Below are 21,795 nucleotides of genomic sequence, written 5' to 3'. Positions count from 1 at the left end.
CGGCGTTCGCGTGTGCTGATCGCGCTCAGTGTCGTCGTGGCCCTGCTGGCGACGACGGCGATCGTGGTCGTGGTCAATCTGCCCGACGACCTGTCAATCGGCCGGTTGTCGCAGAAGAGCAACATCTACGCCACCGCGAGTGACGGTTCGCCCTATCTGCTTGCCTCCTTCTATGACCAGAACCGGGTCGAAGTGAGTTCGGATGCGATCAGCCAGTACGTGAAGGATGCGGCGACCTCCGGCGAGGACCCGGGATTCTACGAGCACGGCGGCGTGAACATCTGGGGCAGCCTCACCGGCGCCGTCACCACGCTGTTCACCGGCGACGTCCGCGGCGGATCCTCGATCACCCAGCAGTACGTGAAAAATGTGCTCGTGCAGCAGTGCGAGGCCCTTTCCGACGACGCCGAGCGCATGACCTGCTACGACGCGGCCACGGAGACCAGCCCGTGGCGCAAACTCAAGGAAATGAGCCTCGCCGTCGGTCTGGAGAAGAAGTCCTCCAAGGACGACATCCTGCGGCAGTACCTGAACATCACCGGCTTCGGTGGATCCGTCTACGGCATCGAGGCGGCCGCCAACTACTACTTCAACACGACCGCGGCCGCGCTGACGCTGCCGCAGGCCGCGAGCCTCGTCGCGATCGTGAACAACCCGGTCAAGTTCCAGCTCGACGAACCCGACAGCACGACCAACGGCGCCGCCAACGGGTACGCGGCCAACAAAGAACGCCGTGACTACATCCTCGACGAGATGCAGGAGAACGAGAAGATCAGCACGGCCGACCACGACGCCGCGATCAGCTCTCCGATCGAACCGATCATCACCGAACCGAGCACGGGGTGCCGCACCGCGGGCGGAAGCGCCTACTTCTGCGACCTGGTACTCCAGACCCTCCGGAACGATCCGGCCTTCGGGGCGGATGCCGATGCCCGCCTGGCCAACTTCCGGCTCGGCGGCTACAACGTGTACACGACCCTCGACCCCGACCTGCAGAGCGCGGCAGAGAGCACCATGGCCGAGAACGTGCCCAAGACCTTCGAGGACTGGGATGTCGGCGGCGTGATCACGAGCGTGGGCGTCGGTACAGGGCGGGTGCTGGCCATGACCCAGAACAAGGACTATAGCCAGGACCCGGCCGACACCGGAGCGAACTTCACCGGCATCAACTACAACACCGATCTCGACCAGGGCGGCTCCAACGGATTCCAGACCGGGTCGACCTACAAGGTTTTCACCCTCGCCGAATGGCTCACTCAGGGTAATTCGCTCGCCGACTCGGTCAGCGCCTGGGAACGCGACGAGTGGGGAACCTTCGAGGACAGTTGCAACGGTCCCCAGGACTACGGCGAGAGCTTTGCGCCCGGCAACGACTCCTCCTCGGATGACGATTCCTCCTATTCCGCCCTGGAATCGACCATCGACTCGATCAATACCGGCTTCATCGGAATGGCCAAGGAACTCGACCTCTGCGGCATCCGCAAGACGGCCGAAGCCTTCGGCGTGCACCGCGCCGATGGTGGCGCGCTGAAACAGGGCGCGTCCGCGGTGCTGGGCACCAACGAGATCGCGCCGCTGACGATGGCCGCCGCCTACGCGGGGATCGCCAACAATGGCGTCACCTGCACGCCGATCGTGATCGACCGGATCACCGGCCCCGATGGAGCCGAACTTCCCGCCCCGCAGTCGAATTGCACGCAGTCCGTCACCCCCGAGGTCGCCGCGGCCATGAGCTACGCGATGGAGCGCGTGATGACCAGAGGCTCGGGTAGCCCGTCGTACTACGACACCGACCCGCAGGTGCCGATGATCGGCAAGACCGGCACCACCGATGAGAACAGGGACACCTGGATGGCCGGTGCGAGCACGAAGGTCGCCACCATCGTGGGCGTCATGAACGTGTCCGGGGTCGGCGAAGACCAGCGGGAGACATATTTCGAGAGCGGGCAGGCGGCCACGGCCCGGCACCGGATGTGGCCCGAGATGATGGGCGTCGCCAACGAAAAGTACGGCGGAGACGAGTTCACGGAGCCGCCGCGCGACCTGACCCGCTGACCCCATGCCCGACGGCATCCGCCTGACCGCTGCCCTCGTGCTGGCCGCTGCCCTCGCGGCGTCAAACCAATTCGACGGAGATTCTGGCCTGAATCCGGTTTTCCGGCCGGTTTGGGCCGGTTTTCGGCAGAATCTCCGTCGAATTCGTTCGGGCTGCTGGCCTGCGAATCAGGACCGACTCGCCTAGTACGCGGCGGGAACCTCGTTGCTGCCCGTGGCGAGGTCTTCCAGCATCAGCTCGGGGTGGTCGCGCACGGTGTTGCGCAGCCGCCACGGAGTGCTGAACAGGGCGAGCAGCGTGCCGTCGGAGCGCATCAGCACCTCGACCTGGCGGTCGTGGCCGAGGATCTCGGCGCTCGCGCGGTCGGTGCGCCGGGCCAGCTGGTAGGGCAGAGCCTCGGTGCGAATGGCGGCGCCGAAGTCGTGCGTCATCCGTTCCTCCACAACCTCGAACTGCATCGGCCCGACCGCGCCGAGCACCGGCGCCTGGTCGCCGCGCAGCTCCGACCGCAGCACCTGAATGACACCCTCGTGGTCAAGCTGGTCTATGCCGCGACGGAACTGCTTGTGCTTGCTGGAGTCCGCCGACCGCACCACCCGGAAGTGCTCGGGCGCGAACATCGGTAGCGGCGGGTATTCCACCGGTTCGATCTCGAAGATCGAGTCACCCACCCGCAGGGCGGAGGCATTGACCAGGCCGACGATGTCGCCGGGCCAGGCCTCGTCGGCCACCTCCCGCTCGCGCCCGAACAGGTGCTGCGCGTACTTGGTGGCGAACGGCCGCCCGCTGGCCGCGTGGGTCACGATCATCCCGCGCCGGAACTGACCCGAACAGACCCGCACGAACGCGACGTGGTCGCGGTGCGAGGCGTTCATACCGGACTGCACCTTGAACACGAAACCGGAGAAGGCGCTGTCCACGGGGCGGTGGCCACCGGATGCGTCCTCCCGGGCTTCCGCGGCCGGCGCGAAGTCCACGAGGGTGTCCAGAATGTGCTGCACGCCGAAGTTGAGCACGGCCGCGGCGAACAGCACCGGGGTGGTCTCGTTCGCGAGGAAGCGGGCCTCATCGTGGTCCTGGCTCTCCTCGGCGAGCAGCTCGGACTCCTCGGTGGCGGTGACCCAGGCTGCGCCCTCCTCGGCGGCCGCCACGGCCACACTCAAGCGCTCGGGTTCGGCGGCTTTCGTTCCGCCGGCGGTGCGGTGAAAGCGGATGAATTCGTGCGAGGACCGGTCGATCACGCCGCGGAAGTCACCGGCGATCCCGACGGGCCAGGTCAGGGGAGTGGGCAGGAGTCCCGTGCGCTCCCGGATCTCGTCCATCAAGTCCAGCGCCTCGGCACCGGGACGGTCCCACTTGTTGATGACCGTGATCACCGGTAGGCCGCGCTGCTTGCACACCTCGAAGAGCTTCATGGTCTGCACCTCGAGACCCTTGCTGGCGTCGACGAGCATGACTGCGGCGTCGACGGCGGAGAGCACGCGGAAGGTATCCTCGGAGAAGTCGGCGTGCCCGGGGGTGTCCACCAGATTGATCACGGCGTCGCGGTACTCGAACTGGATCGCCGCGCTGGTCACGGAGATGCCGCGGGCCTGCTCCATCGCCATCCAGTCGGAGACGGTGCCGCGCCGGCCGGCCTTGCCGTGTGTGGCGCCGGCCGTGGTGATGGCCCGCGCGTGCAGCAGCAGGGCCTCGGTGAGCGTCGACTTCCCCGCGTCGGGGTGCGAAATCACGGCGAACGTGCGTCGCCTGCGCGCTTCTTTCAGTACCTCGGGCGTGGACACGCCGGCGAGCTGCGTCATGGATCCTTCTTTCGCGGATGATTCGGGCAGGCGGGGGGCGTTGCCTGGGCGGCCGCTACTCAGGAATCGGTTCCCCAATTCTAACTTCACACTCTGGGAACTGGTTCTCCGCTTCCGGCGGCGGGGTTCAGGCCCGATGCGCGCACGGTTTGGTAACGGTCCAGGCGTGTCCTGTGCAACGTTCGGCCCCGGGGATAACCTCGGCTCAACCGAAGGGAGACAACGGATGCCGCGTCCGAGCATGCATGGTTCCCGCCGTACGACCACCAGCATGCCCGCTCATCCGACCGGACAGGGCCCGGCTCCGATCTCGACGTCCATCCCGACCGCCCCGCAGGCGGTTTTTCCGCCCCCGCCCCCGCTCGCGATCCCGGATCTGTACGTCCCGCAGGCCGCCCCCGCGACCGGGGCGTCCCCCCTGGCGCTCCGCCGCACGATTGCCGACACCGACCTCACCGTGCACCCGCTGGCACTCGGCACGAGCGTGTTCGGGTGGACGGCAGACGGCGCCACGAGCCACCGCATCCTCGACCGCCACCGCGACCTGGCCGGCAACTTCCTCGACACGGCCGACAGCTACACCTCCGGCCGCAGCGAGGTGATCATCGGGTCCTGGCTGCGCTCGCGCCGAACGCGCGACAGCACCGTCATCGCCACCAAGATCGGAAAGAACCTCGACAACCCCGGGCTCTCCTCCCGCAGCATCATCGGCGCCGTGCACGCCTCCCTCGACCGGCTGGGGACGGATTACATCGACCTGCTGCACTTCCACTTCGACGACCCGACCGTGCCGCTGGAAGAGAGCCTCGGCGCCGTCGATGTGCTCATGCGCCGCGGCCAGGTGCGCTACCTCGCCGCCTCCAACTTCTCCGCCGAACGCCTGATGGAGGCCCGGGTGCTCGCGGCGAACGGCCTGCCCCGCTTCGTTGCCCTGCAAACGCAGTACAGCCTCCTGCACCGCACCGCATTCGAATCCTCCCTCGCCCTCGTCACCCGCGCCCAGGGAATGGCGGTGCTCCCCTATTTCGCGCTCGCCCACGGATTTCTGGCCGGCCGGTACCGGTCGAAGGCCGATCTGGAGAAGACCACTCGCAGCTCCCGCGGCGCCCAATACCGCAACCGCAGCGGATTCCGCGTGCTCGCGGTGCTGGACCGCATCGCCGAGGAGCACGAGGCGCCGCCGGCGGCGATCGCGATCGCGTGGCTGCTCGCACGGGGGCCGGTCGTGGCGCCGGTGGCCAGTGCCAGCCAGCCCGAACAGGTCGACGCCCTCGTGACGGCGGCCGACATCCGTCTGACCCGCAGCGACATGGTGGACCTCGACCGGATCTCGGCCTGACGCACCGGTGCCGGCCGAACACCGGTGCCGGCCGAATACCGGTGCCGGCACCCGGGCCGCGCCGGCGCCGTGACATAAGGTGGACTAGTCATGAACGGTGCCGTCGAATTCTCTCTGGATCTGCCCGAACTCTCGTTCCGCGCGGCAGGTGATTCCCTGGTGCGCCGCAGCGTGCTGCCGAGCGGTGTGCGCATCGTGTCGGAACACGTTCCCGGCAGCCGCAGCCTGACCATCGGCTACTGGGTCGCGGTCGGCTCCCGCGACGAGGAGCCCGGCCACTTCGGGTCCACCCACTTTCTGGAACACCTTCTGTTCAAGGGCACCGCCAAGCGCACCGCCCTCGATATCGCGATCGCCTTCGACTCGGTCGGCGGTGAGCACAACGCGATGACGGCCAAGGAATACACCTGCTACTACGCCAAGGTGCAAGACCGAGACCTGCCGATGGCGGTCGAGGTGCTCACCGACATGCTCACGTCGTCGCTGCTCGACCCGGTTGAGTTCGAGAACGAGCGGGGCGTCATCCTCGAAGAGCTGGCCATGGCCGACGACGACCCGGCCGACGTCGCCAATGAGCGCTTCTTCGAGGCGGTCATGGGAGATCACGCGCTCGGGCGCCCGATCGGCGGCAGTCCCGACACGATCCGTGCGGCCACCCATGCCGCCGTTCTAGAGCACTACCGGGCGAACTACCGCCCACAAGACTTGGTCGTCACCGTGGCCGGCGCGGTCGACCACGACGTGCTGGTCGCAGCAGTCACCCGGTCCCTCGCCCTCGCCGGCTGGGACCTCAGTGTTTTCGCACCCCCGGTCGGCCGCCGGTCCGGTGCCCCCGCCGCCCTCAGCCAGGGTGATCCGGTCACCATCGTGCGCCGCCCGCTCGAACAGGCGAACATCCTGATGGGCTTCCCCGGCCTCCTGGCCACCGACGAGCGGCGCGTGACCATGAGCGTGCTCACCTCGATCTTCGGCGGGGGCATGTCCTCGCGCCTGTTCCAGGAGATCCGCGAGAAGCGCGGTCTGGCCTACTCGGTCTACTCCTTCGCGCCCGGCTACTCGGATGCGGGACTGTTCGGCATGTACGCGGGCTGCACCCCGGCGAAGTCCGGCCAGGTGGCCGAGCTGATGTTGGGCGAGCTGCACCGACTCGCCGACAACGGCGTCACGGCCGACGAGATGAAGCGGGCCGCGGGTCAGTTGTCCGGCGCATCCGCTCTCGCCCTTGAAGACTCCGATACCCGGATGTCCCGGTTGGGCCGCGCCGAGATCACCCTCGGCGAGTTCATCGACCTCGACGAGGCCCTCCGCCGGCTCGCGCGCGTCACGGCCGACGACGTTCAGAACCTCGCCGCCGAACTGGCCGCCGGCTCGCTCTCCATCTCTGCGGTCGGCGCGCTCGACGACGACGTCTTCGCCGCGATCCTGCCGACCTTCGTGCCCTCCTGAGCAGAACTGTCGAGCCCAGAAACTCGGTGCCCAGAAACTCGGAGCCCAAAAACTCAGTGCCCAGATACTCAGTGCCCAGATACTGAATGCCCAAAACCACCGAGACCCAAAGCCGGGGCCACACGCTGATGTGCGGCTCCTGACTGAGAGAGATCCCCTTGCACCATTACATTTACCTCGTTCGTCACGGTGAACAGCAGGATGCCGAGCACGGCATGCCCGACGGGCCTCTGTCCGCGCGCGGCACCCGGCAGTCTCAGCTGATCGCCGAGCGTCTCGGCGGCGTGCCGTTCACGGACGCCTGGCACTCCCCGCTGCAGCGCGCCGCCGACACGGCGAAAATCATCGCGCAGCGACTGCCGGCCCTGACCTCGGTGCCCAGCCCGCTGCTCTTCGACTGCATCCCCTCCGGCAGGGCGCCGGAGACGCCGTCGGCCTATGCGCCGTTCTTCGGTGGGGTCACTGAGGCCGACATCGAGGCCGGCAGCGCGCAGATGGGCGACGCAGTGGCCGAGTTCCTCCAGCCGCGCCGCGGCGAACGCCACGACCTGCTGATCACCCACAACTTCGTCATCGCCTGGTTCGTGCGGGAGGTACTGGGCGCCCCGAACTGGCGGTGGATCAGCATCAACCAGGCGAACTGCGGCCTCACCGTGCTGCACCAAAAACCGGGCCGCCCCTGGACGCTGCTGACCCACAACGACACCGGGCACCTCCCCGTGGAGCTGCGCACCGGTCTGCCGGACCCGCTCCTGTTCTAAATGGATAGGCGGGTTCCGGGCGGTCGGCTCTCGGCTGGCCCGGCTCCGTCCGTTTTCCGGGTGAGGCTCTTGCGATACCAGGTCGTGGCATTCGGGTTGTCGTTATACGGCGCGCAGGACTCGTAGCCCGACCGCGCGTAGAGCGCTCCGGCCGCGGTCAGGCTCGCGTTGGTGTCGAGCACGACGTCGTCGGCGCCGAACTCCCGAGCGCGTCGTTCGAGCTCGGTCAGCAGCGACTGCCCCCAGCCGCGCCCGCGCACCTGCGACTGCAGCCAGAGATGCTTGATCTCGAACCGCACATTTCCGGCCGGGGAATCCTCGAGACGACGGATGCCGCCACACCCCACAAACGCACGTTCGGCCGGTCCCATTTCCTCGCTGACCAACAGGAACACCCCGGACGGCGGCAGGAACTGGATCGGATCGGGGAACGTGGTGCGGTACCGGCCCTGCGCGGCCGGGAAGCCCGACTCCCGATCGCTGAAGTACTGGGTGAGCAGCACGATGGAGCCGGCATCCGTCACCGACACAGCGGTGAAGGCAAGGGCGGGAGAGTCAGGCATGGCCCAAGGCTAACTCGATGCCCCGCGATTGATAGATTGGACCCATGAAAACACGGGTGGCCATCGTCGGCGTATCGGGAACGATGGGCCGCTTGGTCTCGGGTCTCGTCGAGCAGTCCGAGGAGTACGATCTCGTCGCCGGCCTGAACTCGAAGAGCGACCTGTCCGAGATGATCGGCGCGGAGATCGTGATCGACCTGACCCTGCCCGGGGTCAGTCAAAGCGTGGTCGACTTCGCGGTGGACCACGGCCTGCGCGTGCTCGTGGGCACCTCCGGCTGGTCGCAGTACCGCATCGACGCCCTCTCCGCCCGCCTCGCCGGGCAGAATGAGATCGGCGTCGTCATCATCCCCAACTTCTCGATGGCGTCGGTCATCGCGACCGGCCTGTCGGTGCTCGTCGCCCGCTTCTTCGACTCGATCGAGATCGTCGAGGCCCACCGGGCCGGCAAGGTGGACTCTCCGTCGGGCACGGCCGTGCGCACCGCCGAACTGATCGGGCGGGCCAGGGCCGAAATCGGGCCGGTGTCGGCGCCGCACACCGACCAGCGCGCCCGTGGCCAGCAGGTGTCGAGCATCCCCGTGCACAGCCTGCGCCTCGACGGCATGCTCGCCCGCCAGGACGTGTTCTTCGGCGGTGCGGGGGAGACCCTCACGATCAGCCACAACACTCTGTCGGCCGCATCCTACGAACGTGGCATCCTGCTGGCCCTGGCGGCCACCCGCACGGCCGTCGGCGTCACCGTCGGGCTCGACCAGATCATCGATCTCGGACTGGGTGCGCCGACGACGGCCACAACTGCCCACCCGGGTGAGGCCGCCGTATGAAGGGCCGGCTTGCCGCCGGCCTGATGGCCCTGCTGCTGGTCTTCTACCTGGTCCTCGTCGGCTGGCGAGCGGTGTTGTTCCTGCAGAGCGGCGAAATCATCGGCATCGTGATCGGGGTGGCGCTTCTCGTGCTCCCGTTGGTCGGAGTCTGGGCGCTGGTCGCCGAACTCCGGTTCGGGCGCAACTCCGAGCGGCTCGTGCGCCGGCTGGAGGCCGAGGGCGGGCTCCCTGTCGAAGAACTGCCGATCAGGCCGAGCGGACGCCCCATGCGGGACGAGGCTGACGCCGAATTCCCGATCTTCCGGGCGGCCGTCGATGCCGCCCCCGACGACTGGCGCGCCTGGTTCAGGCTTGGCCTGGCCTACAACTCCTCGGGGGACCGCCGTCGCGCCCGCGGCGCCATCCGTACCGCGATCGCCCTCGAGCGCGCCTAGCCTCCACCGGTGCGTGAGCCCGCCGAAATGCGGTGACCCGGCCCTCGAACCAGCTCACCGGCGTCCATCACCGCGTGCTAAATGTGGAGTTTTTCGCGACACGCCGCCGGAGCAACCGAAAAATGCGGCGTGTCCCGATTTACTCCGAGTTTACGTCGCGACGGATGCCTTCGGCCCGCTGCGACCGCGCCCGAATCCCCGACCGCGCCCGAACCCCGGGCGGGGTGGTGCCTCGGCCGTCCAAGGCCGCGAACCGTCAGAACTACGGGCGGCTGAGCATCCAGGCCACGGCCTCGGCCGCGGTTTTGTGGGTGAAGACGAAACCGTCTTTGTGCAGCCTCTCCGGCACGATCTGCTGGTCGGCGAGCAGCAGTGCGCGAGCGGCATCCTGCAGTGCGAGCGTCAGCACGAATTCCGGCACCGGCACCAGGAACGGGCGGTGCAGCCCGGCTGAGACGGCCCGGATGACGTCGTTCGCGGTGGCCGGTTTCGGGCCGACCAGGTTGACCGGACCCGACAGCGTCGAGGTGAGCAGGTGCACGACGGCCGCGGCCTCGTCGTGCAGGCTGATCCACGGCCAGTGCTGGGTGCCGCGGCCGAGCGGGCCGCCCAGGCCAAGCTTGACGATCGGCAGAAGCGGCTTCAGGGCGCCGCCGCGGGCGATGACCAGCCCGGTGCGGAGGGTGACGACACGGGTCGACTCCGGCGCACGTGCGGCCTCGGCCTCCCAGTCTCTGGTGACCTTCGCCAGAAAATCGTTGCCGGCAGGGGAGTTCTCGGTGAGCACCTCGCTCGGACGGTCGCCGTAGATGCCCACGGCCGACGCATTGAGCAGCACGGCTGGCGGTGTCGCCTGCCGGCCCATGGCATCCGTCAGCGTGCGTGTGGCCTGCACCCTCGAGTCACGGATCTCCCGGCGATAGGCCTTCGTCCACGGCAGACGGGCGATGGATGCCCCCGACAGGTTGATCACGGCGTCGACGCCGTCGAGGACGCCCTTGTCCATGCTCAGCGCGGCCGGGTCCCAGCGGAATTCGTCGGCCCCGCGCGGATCGCGGCGCACCAGACGGGCCACGGTGTGGCCGGCCGCGCGCAACTGTGCGCTCAGCTCGGTGCCGATCAGTCCGGACGCGCCGGAGACGAGAACTCGCATTGTGTGCGGGCCGCGCCTACGCCAGCTCGGCTTCGATGGTGATCGGGATGCCCGCGAGCGCCTTCGAAATCGGGCAGTTGGCCTTGGCGTCCTCGGCGTAGACCGCGAACTCCTCTTCGGTCAGGCCGGGGATCTTGGCGCTGACCAGGAGGTGGCTGCCCACCACGCCGACGCCGGCTTCGAAGGTCACGGCCGCGGTGGTCTGGATGCTGTCGGGAGTGTGTCCGCCGGCGCTGAGGCCGTTGGCCAGGGCCATCGAGAAGCAGGCCGCGTGGGCGGCTCCGAGGAGCTCTTCCGGGTTGGTGGTGTTCGGGGTGCCGACGGACCGGGCCTGCCAGGTGACCGGGAACTCGGCAGTCTTGGAGGAGTCGAGGGTGACGATACCGCTGCCGGACTTCAGATCGCCGGTCCAGACAGTTGTTGCTTCGCTGGTGAGTGCCATGGTGTTGCCTCCTGAGGTGAAGCTTCAGCCTAACTGTCGCCTCGGCTCACATGGGGTTCACTCTCAGCCAATGATCAGGGATGGAGCCGCGGCGGCCGTCAGCTCCCGGCCACCGGCGTCGGCCCGCGTCCGAGGATGCCGGCACGCATCAGGAGCAGGTACAGCTGGCAGCCGAGGCAGTAATCGAACACGGCGTTCAGGAACGCCGCGACGAACGCGACGGCGGCAGCGACGCCCACAGCGGGCGTCAGCCCGGCCAGACCGAGCACCACGCCGGTCACGGTGACCAGCAGCCCTACCCCCTGCGCAAACGTCGGCGGGGCCGCTTTCTCCAGCGCGGTGGGCGGGCCGAGCCGCGGCCGCATGACGGTCTTGAACAGCACGCCGTAAGGGTGCCGCCCGGCGCCGGCGAACGCACCCCAGGCAAAGAGGGCCGCGAGGATCGTGAGGAGGACGAAGGCGGCGACGGATGCCCCGGTCAGCGACAGGAACACCACCACCAGGAGCAGAACGGCCGTGATCGCGGCGCCGAAGCGTGGTCCGCGCGGGTCGAGGTCCGGGCGATCCGGGCGGGCCCGGCGCGCGGAGGGCTGCGGCCGGGGCTCAGCGGGCGAACTGGGCATGGCTGCTCCCGGTGAGGTCGTCGAGTTGCCGGAGGACGCCGGCCCGGTTCGGAACGCCGCCGATCCGGGCGCGCACCTGACCGGTTCCGTCGAGGATGAGTGTGGTCGGGGTCTGCAGGATCCCGAACCGGTTCGCGAGGTCGCGGCGGTGGGTCAGGTCGACGTCCAGGTGCGCGACGCCGGGACGGGACCGGGCCAGGCCGGCGAGGAGCACCTGGGTGCCGGGGCAGCGGGCGCAGTGACTGGTGGAGAACTGCACGAGCGTGGCGTTCGCGCCGAACGGAACCCGGCTGCTGACATCCGCCGGCGTGAGCGCGTCCGGCACACCGAGCGCCTCCGGAGCCGCCGGGGTGACCACGATGGGGCGCCCCTGGCGGGACCGCCAGAAGAGGCCCAGCACGGTGGTGCCCGAGACGAGAACCAGCACGAGAATCAGGGCGGAGATCGGACTCATGCTGCGACGTTACAAGGATCTCGGGTCGGGCGGGTCCGTGTGACGACAGGTTACGCGTGCAGCAGGTATCGTTTAGCCGTGTCTGAAATCGAGTTCCGCTCCGATGTAACCGTCGAACTGGTGCGCGCAAGCGCCCACGACTCCGATGTGCTGTTCGCCGCACGGGTGTCGACTCAGGGGGAGCAGACCCTGACCAAGGCCCTGCTCGAGGAATCGGACGGCGACGCAGCGAGCACGGGTGACGCCGGGCTGATCAACTACCTCATGCGCGACCGCCACGGCTCGCCGTTCGAGCACAACTCGATGACCTTTTACGTGCAGGCGCCGATCTTCGTATTCCGCGAGTTCATGCGGCACCGCATCGCCTCCTATAACGAGGAATCGGGCCGCTACCGCGAGCTGAACCCGGTCTTCTACGTTCCGGCCCCGACCCGCAACCTCGTGCAGGTCGGCAAGCCCGGCGCCTACGACTTCCTGCCCGGCACGGCCGAGCAGGGCGCGCTGGTCGATCAGCTGACCCGCGAGGCCTCCGCGCACGCCTACGCGTCGTATCAACGGATGCTCGAAGCCGGCGTGGCCCGCGAGGTTGCCCGCATCGTGTTGCCGCTCAACATCTTCTCCTCGATGTACGTGACCATGAACGCCCGGTCGCTGATGAACTTTCTCAGTCTGCGTACCAAGCGCGAGGGAACCCACTTCCCGTCGTTCCCGCAGCGCGAGATCGAGATGTGCGCCGAGAAGATGGAAGACCAGTTCGCGACCTTGATGCCGCTCACCTACGCCGCCTTCAACAAGAACGGTCGCGTCGCCCCGTAACGTGACGCCGCGGCGGTGCGCGGCCGCACACTGACCGGTAGCCTGTCCCTCGTGTCTATGTCTCAGAATCCCTTCGGCCAGGTCCTCGTTGCCCTCGTGACTCCCTTCACCGCCGACGGCGAAGTCGACTGGGCGGGCGTTGCCCAGCACATCGACGACGTCATCAACGCCGGAGCGGACGGCATCGTCGTCACCGGCACCACCGGTGAGACGTCTACCCTCACCGACGCGGAGAAGATCCGCCTGGTCGAGGTCGGCAAGGATATCTCGGGCGGACGCGCGAAGATCATCACCGGCGGCGGGTCCAACGAGACCGCCCACGCCATGCAGCTTGCCAAGCAGAGCGAGAAGGCGGGCGCCGACGGCAACATGATCGTCACCCCGTATTACAACAAGCCCACCCAGGCCGGCGTGCTCACCCACTTCCGCATGATCGCGGATGCCACGGATCTGCCCGTGATCCTCTACGACATCCCCGGACGCACCGGTATCCCGATCGAATACAAGACGATCCTGCGGGCCGCGAAGCACCCGAACATCCTCGCCGTCAAAGACGCCAAGGGTGACCTGGCCCAGGTCAGCCGCGTGCTCAACCAGACCGACCTGATGTACTTCTCCGGCGACGACCCCAACGTTCTGCCGCACCTCTCGATCGGGGCGACCGGCCTGATCGGGGTCACGGCGAACATCGCCGCCACCCCGTATCGCCAGATGGTCGACGCCGTGAATGCGGGCGACCTGAAGGCGGCCACCGCCGCGCATCAGCAGCTCGAACCGCTGGTGCGGGCCTGCATGACGCACGTTCCGGGTACGGTCGCGGTCAAGTACATCCTGCACGGCCTCGGTCGAATCAACAGCCCGCGCGTGCGCCTGCCCCTCGTCGGCCCGGAGGAGTGGGAAGCCGCCCAGATCGAAGACGAAATAGACCTGGTCAAGAACATCCCCGGGGTCAACTTCTCCAACTTCCGCCCGGACCGCAATGCCGCGGCCGGCGGCGCCCTGCCGAAGGTCGCCGGAACGACACGCTAACCGCTCCACCGAACCCCGAGGAGGGCCTGTGCCCATCGATGTGTACGACCCGGCCCCGCTCACGGCGGGAACCCTCCGCATCACGCCGATCGGTGGCCTCGGCGAAATCGGCCGCAACATGACCACGTTCGAGATCGACGGCAAGCTGCTGATCGTCGACTGCGGGGTGCTGTTTCCCGAGGAGCACCAGCCGGGCGTGGACCTGATCCTCCCCGACTTCAGCCCCATCCGGGACCGCCTCGACGACATCCTCGCGGTCGTGCTCACGCACGGCCACGAGGACCACATCGGCGCCGTCCCCTACCTTCTGAAGCTGCGTGCGGACATCCCGCTGATCGGTTCGGGCCTGACCCTCGCCTTTATCGAGGCAAAGCTCAAGGAACACAAGATCACGCCGTACACGCTGCAGGTCAAAGAGGGCCAGACGGAACGGCTCGGCCCGTTCAACCTCGAGTTCGTCGCCGTCAACCACTCCATCCCCGACGCCCTGGCTGTGGCCATCAAGACCGCCGGCGGCACCGTGCTGCACACCGGCGACTTCAAGATGGACCAGCTGCCGCTCGACAACCGCCTCACCGACCTGCGCGAATTCGCGCGCCTCGGCACCGAGGGCGTCGACCTGTTCCTGGTCGATTCCACCAACGCGGATGTCCCGGGCTTCACACCCACGGAACGCTCCATCGGCCCCGTCCTCGACGACGTCATCGCCCGGGCTCCCCGACGGGTGATCGTGGCCAGCTTCTCCAGCCACGTGCACCGGGTGCAGCAGGTGCTCGACGCCGCCCACGCGAACGGTCGCCGCGTCGCGCTCCTGGGCCGCTCGATGGTGCGCAACATGACCATCGCCGCCGACCTCGGCCACCTGCGGGTGCCGGAGGGTGTGCTGGTGGACTTCAAGAAGGCCGGCAACATCCAGGGCGACAAGATCGTCTACATGTCCACGGGCTCGCAGGGGGAGCCGATGGCCGTGCTCAGCCGGATGGTCAACCAGGACCACCAGATCGAAGTCGGCCACGGCGACACCGTCATCCTGGCGTCCAGCCTGATTCCCGGCAACGAGAACGCGGTCTACCGGATCATCGACGGCCTGACCAAGCTGGGCGCCACAGTGGTGCACAAGGGTAATGCGAAGGTGCACGTCTCCGGGCACGCCGCCGCCGGGGAACTGACCTACTGTTACAACATCCTGAAGCCGAAGAATGTGCTGCCCGTGCACGGCGAATACCGGCACCTGGTCGCCAATGCCAAGCTCGCGGTGCAGACCGGCGTGCCGGAGGCGAACGTGCTCCTTGCCGAGGACGGCACGGTCATCGACCTGCGGGACGGTGTGGCCACCAAGGTCGGCCAGCTGGACCTCGGCTACGTCTACGTCGACGGCTCCACCGTCGGCGAGATCACCGAGGCCGACCTCAAGGACCGCCGAACCCTCGCCGAGGAGGGATTCATCTCGATTATCATCGTGGTCGACGCCGCCACCGGCAAGGTGATCGTCGGGCCCGAGATCCACGCGAAGGGCTTCGCCGAAGACGCCTCGGTGTTCGACGCCGTGCGCCCGAAAATCGAGGCGGCCCTGGCGGAAGCCGCCGAGCACGGGGTGCGCGACCCGTTCGCGCTGCAGCAGATCGTGCGCCGCACGGTCGGCCGCTGGGTGAATACCGCCTTCCGTCGCCGCCCGATGATCGTCCCTCTGGTGATCGAGGCCTGATCCCGCCGAGGGCGACGGATGCCGCGCGTCCGCCCAGCCCTGATGTCGCGGTCGCTGATCGCCGCCCGCAGGCGCTTTGGCGTGCCTAAGCCCCAATGTCGGGGGATCGAAGTACCGTAGTTGCATGGCTACGAGCACTAAGTCGAACGGTCGCGCCCGCAGCACGCCTGCGCGCGGCACCCCGGCGCGCAAGCCCGCAGCCCGCACCGCCGCTCAGAAGACGGTCAAGTTCACCGCGGTCGAGGTCAAGCCGAGCCTGTTCGTGCGGTCTTGGATGGCCCTGGCCCACGTGACCGGCGGGGCTGCCCGCGCGCTCGGCCCGGAGAAGCTCTCCAAAGAAGAGCGCCGCGACGGCCTGCCCTTCTTCCTCGTGCTGCTGTCGGTCGCCGGCGCCGTGATCGAGTGGTTCCTGATCAACAACGCGGTCGCCCAGACCCTCGACGCCTGGACCTTCGGCGGACTGTTCGGCCGCGTCGCGTTCGCCCTGCCCGTGATCATGCTGCTCTTCTCCGTCTGGCTGTTCCGCAAACCCAGTTCGGTGCACGACAACGGCCGCATCGGCATCGGACTATCCGTGCTACTCGTTTCGGTGTCGGGTCTCTGCCACATCTTCGGTGGCCAGCCTGCCCCCAGCGACGGCATGGAGACCCTCGCACTGGCCGGCGGCGTCATCGGCTGGATGATCGCTGCCCCCCTGATCTACCTGACCACGGCGATCGGCGCCACCATCGTCGTCATCCTGCTTCTCGCCCTGAGCCTCTTCATCATCACCAAGACCCCGCCCAACCGCATTGGTGAACGCAGCCGGGAGCTCTATGCCTGGCTGTTCGGGGCCCAGCTCCCCGATCCCGAGGAGCGCGCCGCCGCCCGGGAAGCGAAGCATGAGAAGGCCGTTCAGGTCGAACTGGACGGGGTCGACGATGACGACGGAGATGCCGGAGCGCTGCCCTGGTGGCGGCGCAACACGAGCAAGCGCGAGGAGGACCCTGACTTTGGCGGGCCGCTCGGCCCGAACGGCGCCGGTACCCCCGCCGACGATCCGAACGCCGCAGGCCCGCACGGCGCCGACCCGCTGCGCACCCTGCTCGGCGGCGACAAACGAGGCAGCTTCGACACCGCGCTGGAGACGACGCCGACGACCCCCGGTCCCAACCAGGACCATTACGGCACCGAGGTGCTCGAAGACCTGCTCCGAGCCGAAGACGCCCTCAAACGTTTCACGGGCGCGATCGACCTGCCGCAGGGCTCGTCGACCGGGCTCCAGGCCGACGACCAGACGGGCCTGACCGAGGTTCTTCCCGGTTTGACCGGAGCAGGATTCGACGCACTCGACCCGGCCGCGGCCGGTGGGGCCGCCGGTTCCGCCGACACGCCCCTGTCCCTGGTGCCGGCCCCGGTTCCGCCGGCATCAGACCAGCCCGCCGCGCCCTACCTGCTGCCCTCGGACACGACCCTCACCAAGGGCCCGCCGGCCAAGGCCCGCTCGGCGGCCAACGACGAGATCGTCAAGTCCATCACCGAGGTGCTCCGCCAGTTCCAGGTCGACGCGAAGGTGACCGGGTTCTCCCGCGGCCCCACCGTCACCCAGTACGAGATCCAGCTCGGCCCCGGAGTCAAGGTGGAGCGCGTCACCGCGCTGAGCAAAAACCTCTCCTACGCCGTCGCCTCAAACGAGGTGCGCATCCTGTCGCCGATCCCGGGCAAGAGCGCGATCGGCATCGAGATCCCCAACACCGACCGCGAAATCGTCACCCTCGGTGACGTGCTCCGCTCCCCGGCGGCCTCGAACAGCACCCACCCGATGACCATCGGCGTCGGGAAAGACGTCGGCGGCGGCTTCGTGCTCGCCAACCTCGCCAAGATGCCTCACCTCCTGGTCGCCGGTTCCACCGGTTCCGGCAAGTCCAGCTTCGTCAACTCCATGATCACGAGCCTGCTCATGCGGGCCAAGCCGAGCGACGTGCGCATGGTGCTGATCGACCCGAAGCGGGTCGAGCTGGCTGCCTACGCGGGGGTTCCACACCTGATCACGCCCATCATCACCAGTCCGAAAAAGGCCGCCGAGGCGCTGCAGTGGGTGGTGAAGGAGATGGACATGCGTTACGACGACCTGGCCAGCTTCGGATTCCGCCACATCGACGACTTCAACAAGGCCGTCGTCAACAACGAGATCGTGCTGCCCGCCGGCAGCCTGCGCAGCCTCAAGCCGTACCCCTACCTCCTGGTCGTCGTCGACGAGCTCGCCGACCTGATGATGGTCGCACCGCGCGACGTCGAAGACTCGATCGTGCGCATCACCCAGCTGGCCCGCGCGTCGGGCATCCATCTCGTGCTCGCCACCCAGCGCCCCAGCGTCGACGTCGTCACGGGCCTGATCAAGGCCAACGTGCCCTCCCGCCTCGCCTTCGCCGTGACCAGCGTCACCGATTCCCGGGTCATCCTCGACCAGCCGGGCGCCGACAAGCTGATCGGGCAGGGCGACGCCCTGTTCCTGCCGATGGGAGCCTCCAAGGCCATCCGCGTTCAGGGAGCCTGGGTGAACGAGGCCGAGATCGAACGCGTCGTCAAGCACGTCACTCTGCAGGCCCGCCCCGACTACCGGCCGGATGTCTCCATGGTCGCCCCCCGCAAAGAAATCGACTCCGACATCGGAGACGACCTCGAGGTGCTCCTCGCAGCGGCGGAACTGGTCGTGTCGACCCAGTTCGGGTCCACGTCGATGCTGCAGCGCAAGCTCCGGGTCGGCTTCGCCAAGGCGGGCCGCCTGATGGACCTGCTCGAGTCCCGCGAAATCGTCGGTCCCTCCGAGGGATCGAAAGCGCGCGACGTGCTCGTCTCCGTGGAGCAGCTGCCCGGCGTGCTGGCCCTGCTGCGCGGCTCCGACGCCGAACACCACGCCGCCACGGCCACCGCTCAGGCCGCCGCAGCTCACCAGTCCGCGGCCCAGCACACGCCCGGCCCGCCCGATCCGCGCTACGCCGACGACCCGGTCGCCAAAATGTCGGAGGGGTACCGTGAAGAAGACGCATCTCCCGATGAAGACGCCTGGCAACTGACCGACAGGGACTGACCCATGGCCACACCATCCACGCCGGTCGTCCGGCCCAGCAACTGGAATCTCCCGAATCTGATCACGATCGTGCGCATCCTGCTCGCGCCTGTGTTCATCTATATGCTCCTCGCCGACGCCGGCCAGGACGGCGCGCTGCGCTGGTGGGCGGCCGCCCTGTTCATCGTGGCCATCGCCACCGACGGGATCGACGGGGCCATCGCCCGTCGGCACAACCTGGTCACCGACCTCGGCAAGATCCTCGATCCGATCGCCGACAAGGTGCTCACCGGCGGAGCCCTGGTCTGCCTCTCCATCCTCGGCGAACTGTGGTGGTGGGTGACCATCGTCATCCTCGTGCGCGAAGTCGGCATCACGGTGTTCCGGTTCGTCATGCTGAAGAACCGGGTCATCCCGGCGTCACGGGGTGGCAAGCTCAAGACCGTGTTGCAGTCCGTGGCGATCTCCCTGGCCCTCGTGCCCCTCTGGCTGCTGCTGGGCGACTGGATTTACTGGGTCAACTGGACGGCCATGGCCCTCGCCCTCATCGTTACCGTCGTCACCGGCTTCGACTACCTCGTGGCCGCGCGGCGCGAGAACCGGCTCCAGCACGACCATGGCTGATCCGATTCCCCCGGCATTCGACGCGGCCCTGTCACCTGCTGACATACCCGGAGCGACGGATGCCACCGCGCGCCTCGTCGCCGAGCTCACCCGCCGCGGCCTCACTATCGCCGTGGCCGAGTCCCTTACCGGCGGGGCGCTGACAGCCGAACTCATCCGCATCCCCGGCGCATCCGTCGTCGTCAACGGGGGAGTGGTGGCGTACCAGAGTGCGCTCAAGCACACCCTCCTCGGCGTCGACGCGGCTCTGCTCGAGGAGCACGGCCCGGTGCACCCGCAGGTTGCCCTGCAGATGGCAGAGGGAGTGCGTACGCGCCTCGCCGTCGACGGCCGGCCCGCCGACATCGGCATCGCCACGACGGGTGTGGCAGGGCCCGACGGCCAGGGTGGCCACGAGCCGGGAACGGTGTTCCTCGGGCTGGCTCGTGGAGGAGAAATATCGGTCATCCCGCTCCGGCTGCACGGAGACCGTGCCCTCATTCGAGCGGCCTCCGTGGCCGCGGCCGTCGAAGCTGTGTGGCAGCTGTTAGCCCGTGACGCGGTGGAATAGTTCCCCGAATTCCGTGGTTACAACGAGCGTATTCACAAGAAAAGCCCAGTCGATATCGGTAGTGTCAGGGTGTTCAAGGTTGTAGTACTCTTGCGATCCAACACACGCAACCACCCGGTTGAGTGGGCGCCAGAAGTATCAAACGGTACTCGATAAGCAACACATAATCAGTACGAGAAGGAGGTTCCGATGATTCTTGTTCGACAGGAAATCGGCGATGTGCTCAGGGACTTCCGCCTGCAGAAAGGGCGCACACTCCGTCAGGTAGCCAGCAAGGCCAGCGTGGCCCTCGGGTATCTGAGCGAGGTGGAGCGTGGCCAGAAAGAAGCGTCTTCCGAGATTCTGGCTTCCGTTGCAGAAGCGTTGGAGACCCCGATCTCGGTCATCATGCGGGAAGTCGGCGACCGACTGGCCATCATCGAGGGAATCGACAGGTTCCCCGACACTGTGCCCGACGAGCTCGTGGCCAACTACGACGACATGATGGTGCGCTAGTTCCATCCCATGCGACTCAGTGAGTTCCGTCAGGCTCTGAGCGACGAGTTCGGCGAAGGCTACGGCCGCGTCCTCACTCGCGATCTCATCCTGACCCCGTTTGGATGCACCGCCGACCAGGCCCTGGCCGGCGGTGCTTCGGCGCGCGACGTCTGGCTTGCCCTCTGCGCCGAGACGGATGTCCCGAAGGCCCGTTGGTACGGTGCGGGACTGCCCGCCGCCCGCAGCTAGGTTTCGCTCGACACGCCCCGGATTCCGTGGAATTCTCGAATGCGTGTTCGCATTTTGATATGCTCCTCCACAGCAGGAGTCGAAGACGGCTTATCCACTGCCGCTCCCCGTTCCCGGCTCTGTCGGACGTGCCGCGTACAGTCGGTTTGTGTCAGCGACAGAGAGCACATGCCTTGTTGAAAGCGGGTGTCGGGGTCTTCCCGGTGGCCAAACGCGACAGCCTGTAGGCGCCGGAATGCACGACCGAAGGAGATCACTCATGGCATCATCAGCAGATCGCGAAAAAGCGCTCGACACCGCTCTTGCAGCAATCGACCGCCAGTTCGGCAAGGGTTCGATCATGCGTTTGGGCAGCGACGAGCGCGCCCCCGTCGAGACGATCTCCACGGGGTCGATCGCGCTAGACGTGGCCCTCGGCATAGGTGGCCTGCCCCGAGGTCGCATCGTGGAGATCTACGGTCCGGAATCGTCGGGAAAGACCACGCTCACCCTGCACGCCATCGCGAACGCGCAGAAGAACGGCGGCATCGCCGCCTTCATCGACGCCGAGCACGCTCTGGACCCTGAGTACGCCCGCAAGCTCGGAGTCGACATCGACGCGCTCCTCGTCTCCCAGCCCGATACGGGTGAGCAGGCGCTGGAAATCGCCGACATGCTCGTGCGAAGCGGGTCCATCGACCTGATCGTGATTGACTCCGTCGCCGCGCTGGTTCCCCGCGCCGAGATCGAGGGCGAGATGGGTGACTCGCACGTGGGCCTGCAGGCCCGTCTGATGTCCCAGGCCCTGCGCAAGCTCACCGGTGGCCTCAGTCAGACCAACACCACCATGATCTTCATCAACCAGTTGCGCGAGAAGATCGGGGTCTTCTTCGGCAGCCCCGAGACCACCGCCGGTGGCAAGGCGCTCAAGTTCTACGCGTCGGTGCGCCTCGACATCCGCCGTATCGAGACCCTGAAAGACGGCACCGAGGCCGTCGGTAACCGCACGCGGGTCAAGGTCGTCAAGAACAAGATGGCACCGCCCTTCAAGCAAGCGGAATTCGACATCATCTACGGCATCGGCATCTCCCGGGAAGGCAGCCTGATCGACTTCGGTGTCGAGCACGGCATCGTCAAGAAGTCCGGCGCCTGGTACACCTACGACGGCGACCAGCTGGGCCAGGGCAAGGAGAACTCGCGCAACTTCCTGCTGCGTGAAGCGGAGATGGCCAACGAGATCGAGAACAAGATCCTCTTCAAGCTCGGGATCAGCCCCGAGGGTGCGGCCGCCAAGAAGGCTCAGGCCGCAATCGACGCCGCGGCCGCCCTGGTCGCCGCAGCCGCAGCCAAGGAGGCCGCAGCCGCCAAGGCGGAGTCCCTCCAGGCCAAGCTCGCCGCCCGCAAGGGGGCGTAGCGC

General features: G+C 67.6%; 21 protein-coding genes. 15 read left to right on the top strand and 6 right to left on the bottom strand.

Annotation, left to right across the window (positions count from 1 at the left end; all coding sequences use genetic code 11):
- Positions 1-12 precede the first annotated feature (12 nt).
- Positions 13-2,055, top strand: a complete 2,043-nt coding sequence (locus tag CXY81_RS14655; RefSeq protein ID WP_158252075.1) for a transglycosylase domain-containing protein — start codon at positions 13-15, stop codon at positions 2,053-2,055.
- Between the two features lie 183 nt (positions 2,056-2,238).
- On the opposite strand, the gene CXY81_RS14645 is transcribed toward CXY81_RS14655, so the two are convergent.
- A complete protein-coding gene (locus tag CXY81_RS14645; RefSeq protein WP_104170126.1) occupies positions 2,239-3,858 on the bottom strand; it encodes a peptide chain release factor 3 in 1,620 nt (539 codons plus the stop codon).
- A 271-nt stretch (positions 3,859-4,129) separates the two neighbouring features.
- Between CXY81_RS14645 and CXY81_RS14640 the strand changes: the two genes are divergently transcribed.
- The 3 genes from CXY81_RS14640 (at position 4,130) to CXY81_RS14630 (ending at position 7,404) form a co-directional block, all read left to right on the top strand.
- A complete protein-coding gene (locus CXY81_RS14640) occupies positions 4,130-5,197 on the top strand; it encodes an aldo/keto reductase (RefSeq protein WP_104170134.1) in 1,068 nt (355 codons plus the stop codon).
- Positions 5,198-5,287: 90 nt separating this feature from the next.
- A complete protein-coding gene (locus tag CXY81_RS14635) occupies positions 5,288-6,643 on the top strand; it encodes a pitrilysin family protein (RefSeq protein WP_104170125.1) in 1,356 nt (451 codons plus the stop codon).
- A 158-nt stretch (positions 6,644-6,801) separates the two neighbouring features.
- Positions 6,802-7,404, top strand: coding sequence for a histidine phosphatase family protein (locus CXY81_RS14630; protein WP_104195285.1), 603 nt, complete (start codon positions 6,802-6,804; stop codon positions 7,402-7,404).
- Here CXY81_RS14630 and CXY81_RS14625 read toward each other — a convergent pair.
- Positions 7,401-7,967, bottom strand: coding sequence for a GNAT family N-acetyltransferase (locus CXY81_RS14625; RefSeq protein WP_104195284.1), 567 nt, complete (start codon positions 7,965-7,967; stop codon positions 7,401-7,403). The genes CXY81_RS14630 and CXY81_RS14625 overlap by 4 nt on opposite strands.
- 44 nt (positions 7,968-8,011) lie before the next feature.
- Here CXY81_RS14625 and dapB point away from each other — a divergent pair, with 44 nt between their 5' ends.
- Both dapB and CXY81_RS14615 read left to right on the top strand, forming a co-directional pair.
- A complete protein-coding gene (gene dapB / locus CXY81_RS14620) occupies positions 8,012-8,794 on the top strand; it encodes a 4-hydroxy-tetrahydrodipicolinate reductase (protein WP_104170122.1) in 783 nt (260 codons plus the stop codon).
- On the top strand, positions 8,791-9,228 hold the full coding sequence (locus tag CXY81_RS14615; RefSeq protein WP_104170121.1) for a hypothetical protein: 438 nt from the start codon (positions 8,791-8,793) through the stop codon (positions 9,226-9,228). Before dapB ends, CXY81_RS14615 begins: the two co-directional genes overlap by 4 nt.
- Before the next feature lie 262 nt (positions 9,229-9,490).
- Here CXY81_RS14615 and CXY81_RS14610 read toward each other — a convergent pair whose 3' ends face one another.
- The 4 genes from CXY81_RS14610 to CXY81_RS14595 form a co-directional block, all read right to left on the bottom strand.
- Entirely contained in the window at positions 9,491-10,381 is an 891-nt protein-coding gene (locus CXY81_RS14610) for a TIGR01777 family oxidoreductase (RefSeq protein ID WP_104170120.1), read from the bottom strand.
- A gap of 16 nt (positions 10,382-10,397) precedes the next feature.
- Positions 10,398-10,823: an OsmC family peroxiredoxin gene (locus CXY81_RS14605; RefSeq protein WP_104170119.1), complete on the bottom strand. Its 426-nt coding sequence runs from the start codon at positions 10,821-10,823 to the stop codon at positions 10,398-10,400.
- Between the two features lie 98 nt (positions 10,824-10,921).
- Positions 10,922-11,446 carry a DUF4395 domain-containing protein gene (locus CXY81_RS14600; RefSeq protein WP_104195283.1) on the bottom strand — a complete coding sequence of 175 codons (525 nt, stop codon included), beginning with the start codon at positions 11,444-11,446 and terminating at the stop codon, positions 10,922-10,924.
- Positions 11,427-11,900, bottom strand: a complete 474-nt coding sequence (locus CXY81_RS14595; protein ID WP_104170117.1) for a thioredoxin family protein — start codon at positions 11,898-11,900, stop codon at positions 11,427-11,429. The genes CXY81_RS14600 and CXY81_RS14595 overlap by 20 nt, the downstream gene beginning before the upstream one ends.
- 78 nt (positions 11,901-11,978) lie before the next feature.
- Between CXY81_RS14595 and thyX the strand changes: the two genes are divergently transcribed.
- The 9 genes from thyX to recA all read left to right on the top strand — a co-directional run bounded on the left by thyX (position 11,979) and on the right by recA (position 21,792).
- Positions 11,979-12,716 carry an FAD-dependent thymidylate synthase gene (thyX, locus tag CXY81_RS14590; protein ID WP_104195282.1) on the top strand — a complete coding sequence of 246 codons (738 nt, stop codon included), beginning with the start codon at positions 11,979-11,981 and terminating at the stop codon, positions 12,714-12,716.
- A 51-nt stretch (positions 12,717-12,767) separates the two neighbouring features.
- Positions 12,768-13,745 (top strand): 4-hydroxy-tetrahydrodipicolinate synthase, encoded by a 978-nt coding sequence (gene dapA, locus CXY81_RS14585; protein ID WP_104101302.1) that lies wholly within the window; start codon positions 12,768-12,770, stop codon positions 13,743-13,745.
- A gap of 28 nt (positions 13,746-13,773) precedes the next feature.
- On the top strand, positions 13,774-15,450 hold the full coding sequence (locus CXY81_RS14580) for a ribonuclease J (protein ID WP_199183072.1): 1,677 nt from the start codon (positions 13,774-13,776) through the stop codon (positions 15,448-15,450).
- A gap of 124 nt (positions 15,451-15,574) precedes the next feature.
- Positions 15,575-18,520 (top strand): DNA translocase FtsK, encoded by a 2,946-nt coding sequence (locus CXY81_RS14575; protein ID WP_104195280.1) that lies wholly within the window; start codon positions 15,575-15,577, stop codon positions 18,518-18,520.
- A 3-nt stretch (positions 18,521-18,523) separates the two neighbouring features.
- On the top strand, positions 18,524-19,123 hold the full coding sequence (pgsA, locus tag CXY81_RS14570; RefSeq protein WP_104195279.1) for a CDP-diacylglycerol--glycerol-3-phosphate 3-phosphatidyltransferase: 600 nt from the start codon (positions 18,524-18,526) through the stop codon (positions 19,121-19,123).
- Positions 19,116-19,673 carry a CinA family protein gene (locus CXY81_RS14565; protein WP_104170112.1) on the top strand — a complete coding sequence of 186 codons (558 nt, stop codon included), beginning with the start codon at positions 19,116-19,118 and terminating at the stop codon, positions 19,671-19,673. The genes pgsA and CXY81_RS14565 overlap by 8 nt, the downstream gene beginning before the upstream one ends.
- 189 nt (positions 19,674-19,862) lie before the next feature.
- A complete protein-coding gene (locus CXY81_RS14560; protein ID WP_104195278.1) occupies positions 19,863-20,168 on the top strand; it encodes a helix-turn-helix domain-containing protein in 306 nt (101 codons plus the stop codon).
- A gap of 9 nt (positions 20,169-20,177) precedes the next feature.
- Positions 20,178-20,399, top strand: coding sequence for a DUF3046 domain-containing protein (locus CXY81_RS14555; RefSeq protein ID WP_104101179.1), 222 nt, complete (start codon positions 20,178-20,180; stop codon positions 20,397-20,399).
- A gap of 259 nt (positions 20,400-20,658) precedes the next feature.
- Positions 20,659-21,792, top strand: coding sequence for a recombinase RecA (gene recA, locus CXY81_RS14550; protein ID WP_104170109.1), 1,134 nt, complete (start codon positions 20,659-20,661; stop codon positions 21,790-21,792).
- Positions 21,793-21,795: the final 3 nt, after the last annotated feature.

Source organism: Cryobacterium sp. M25 (genome assembly GCF_002929635.1).
GTDB lineage: Bacteria > Actinomycetota > Actinomycetes > Actinomycetales > Microbacteriaceae > Cryobacterium > Cryobacterium sandaracinum.
The sequence above is the reverse complement of the archived record's forward strand: the minus strand, read 5'-3'. Positions and strand labels throughout refer to the sequence as shown.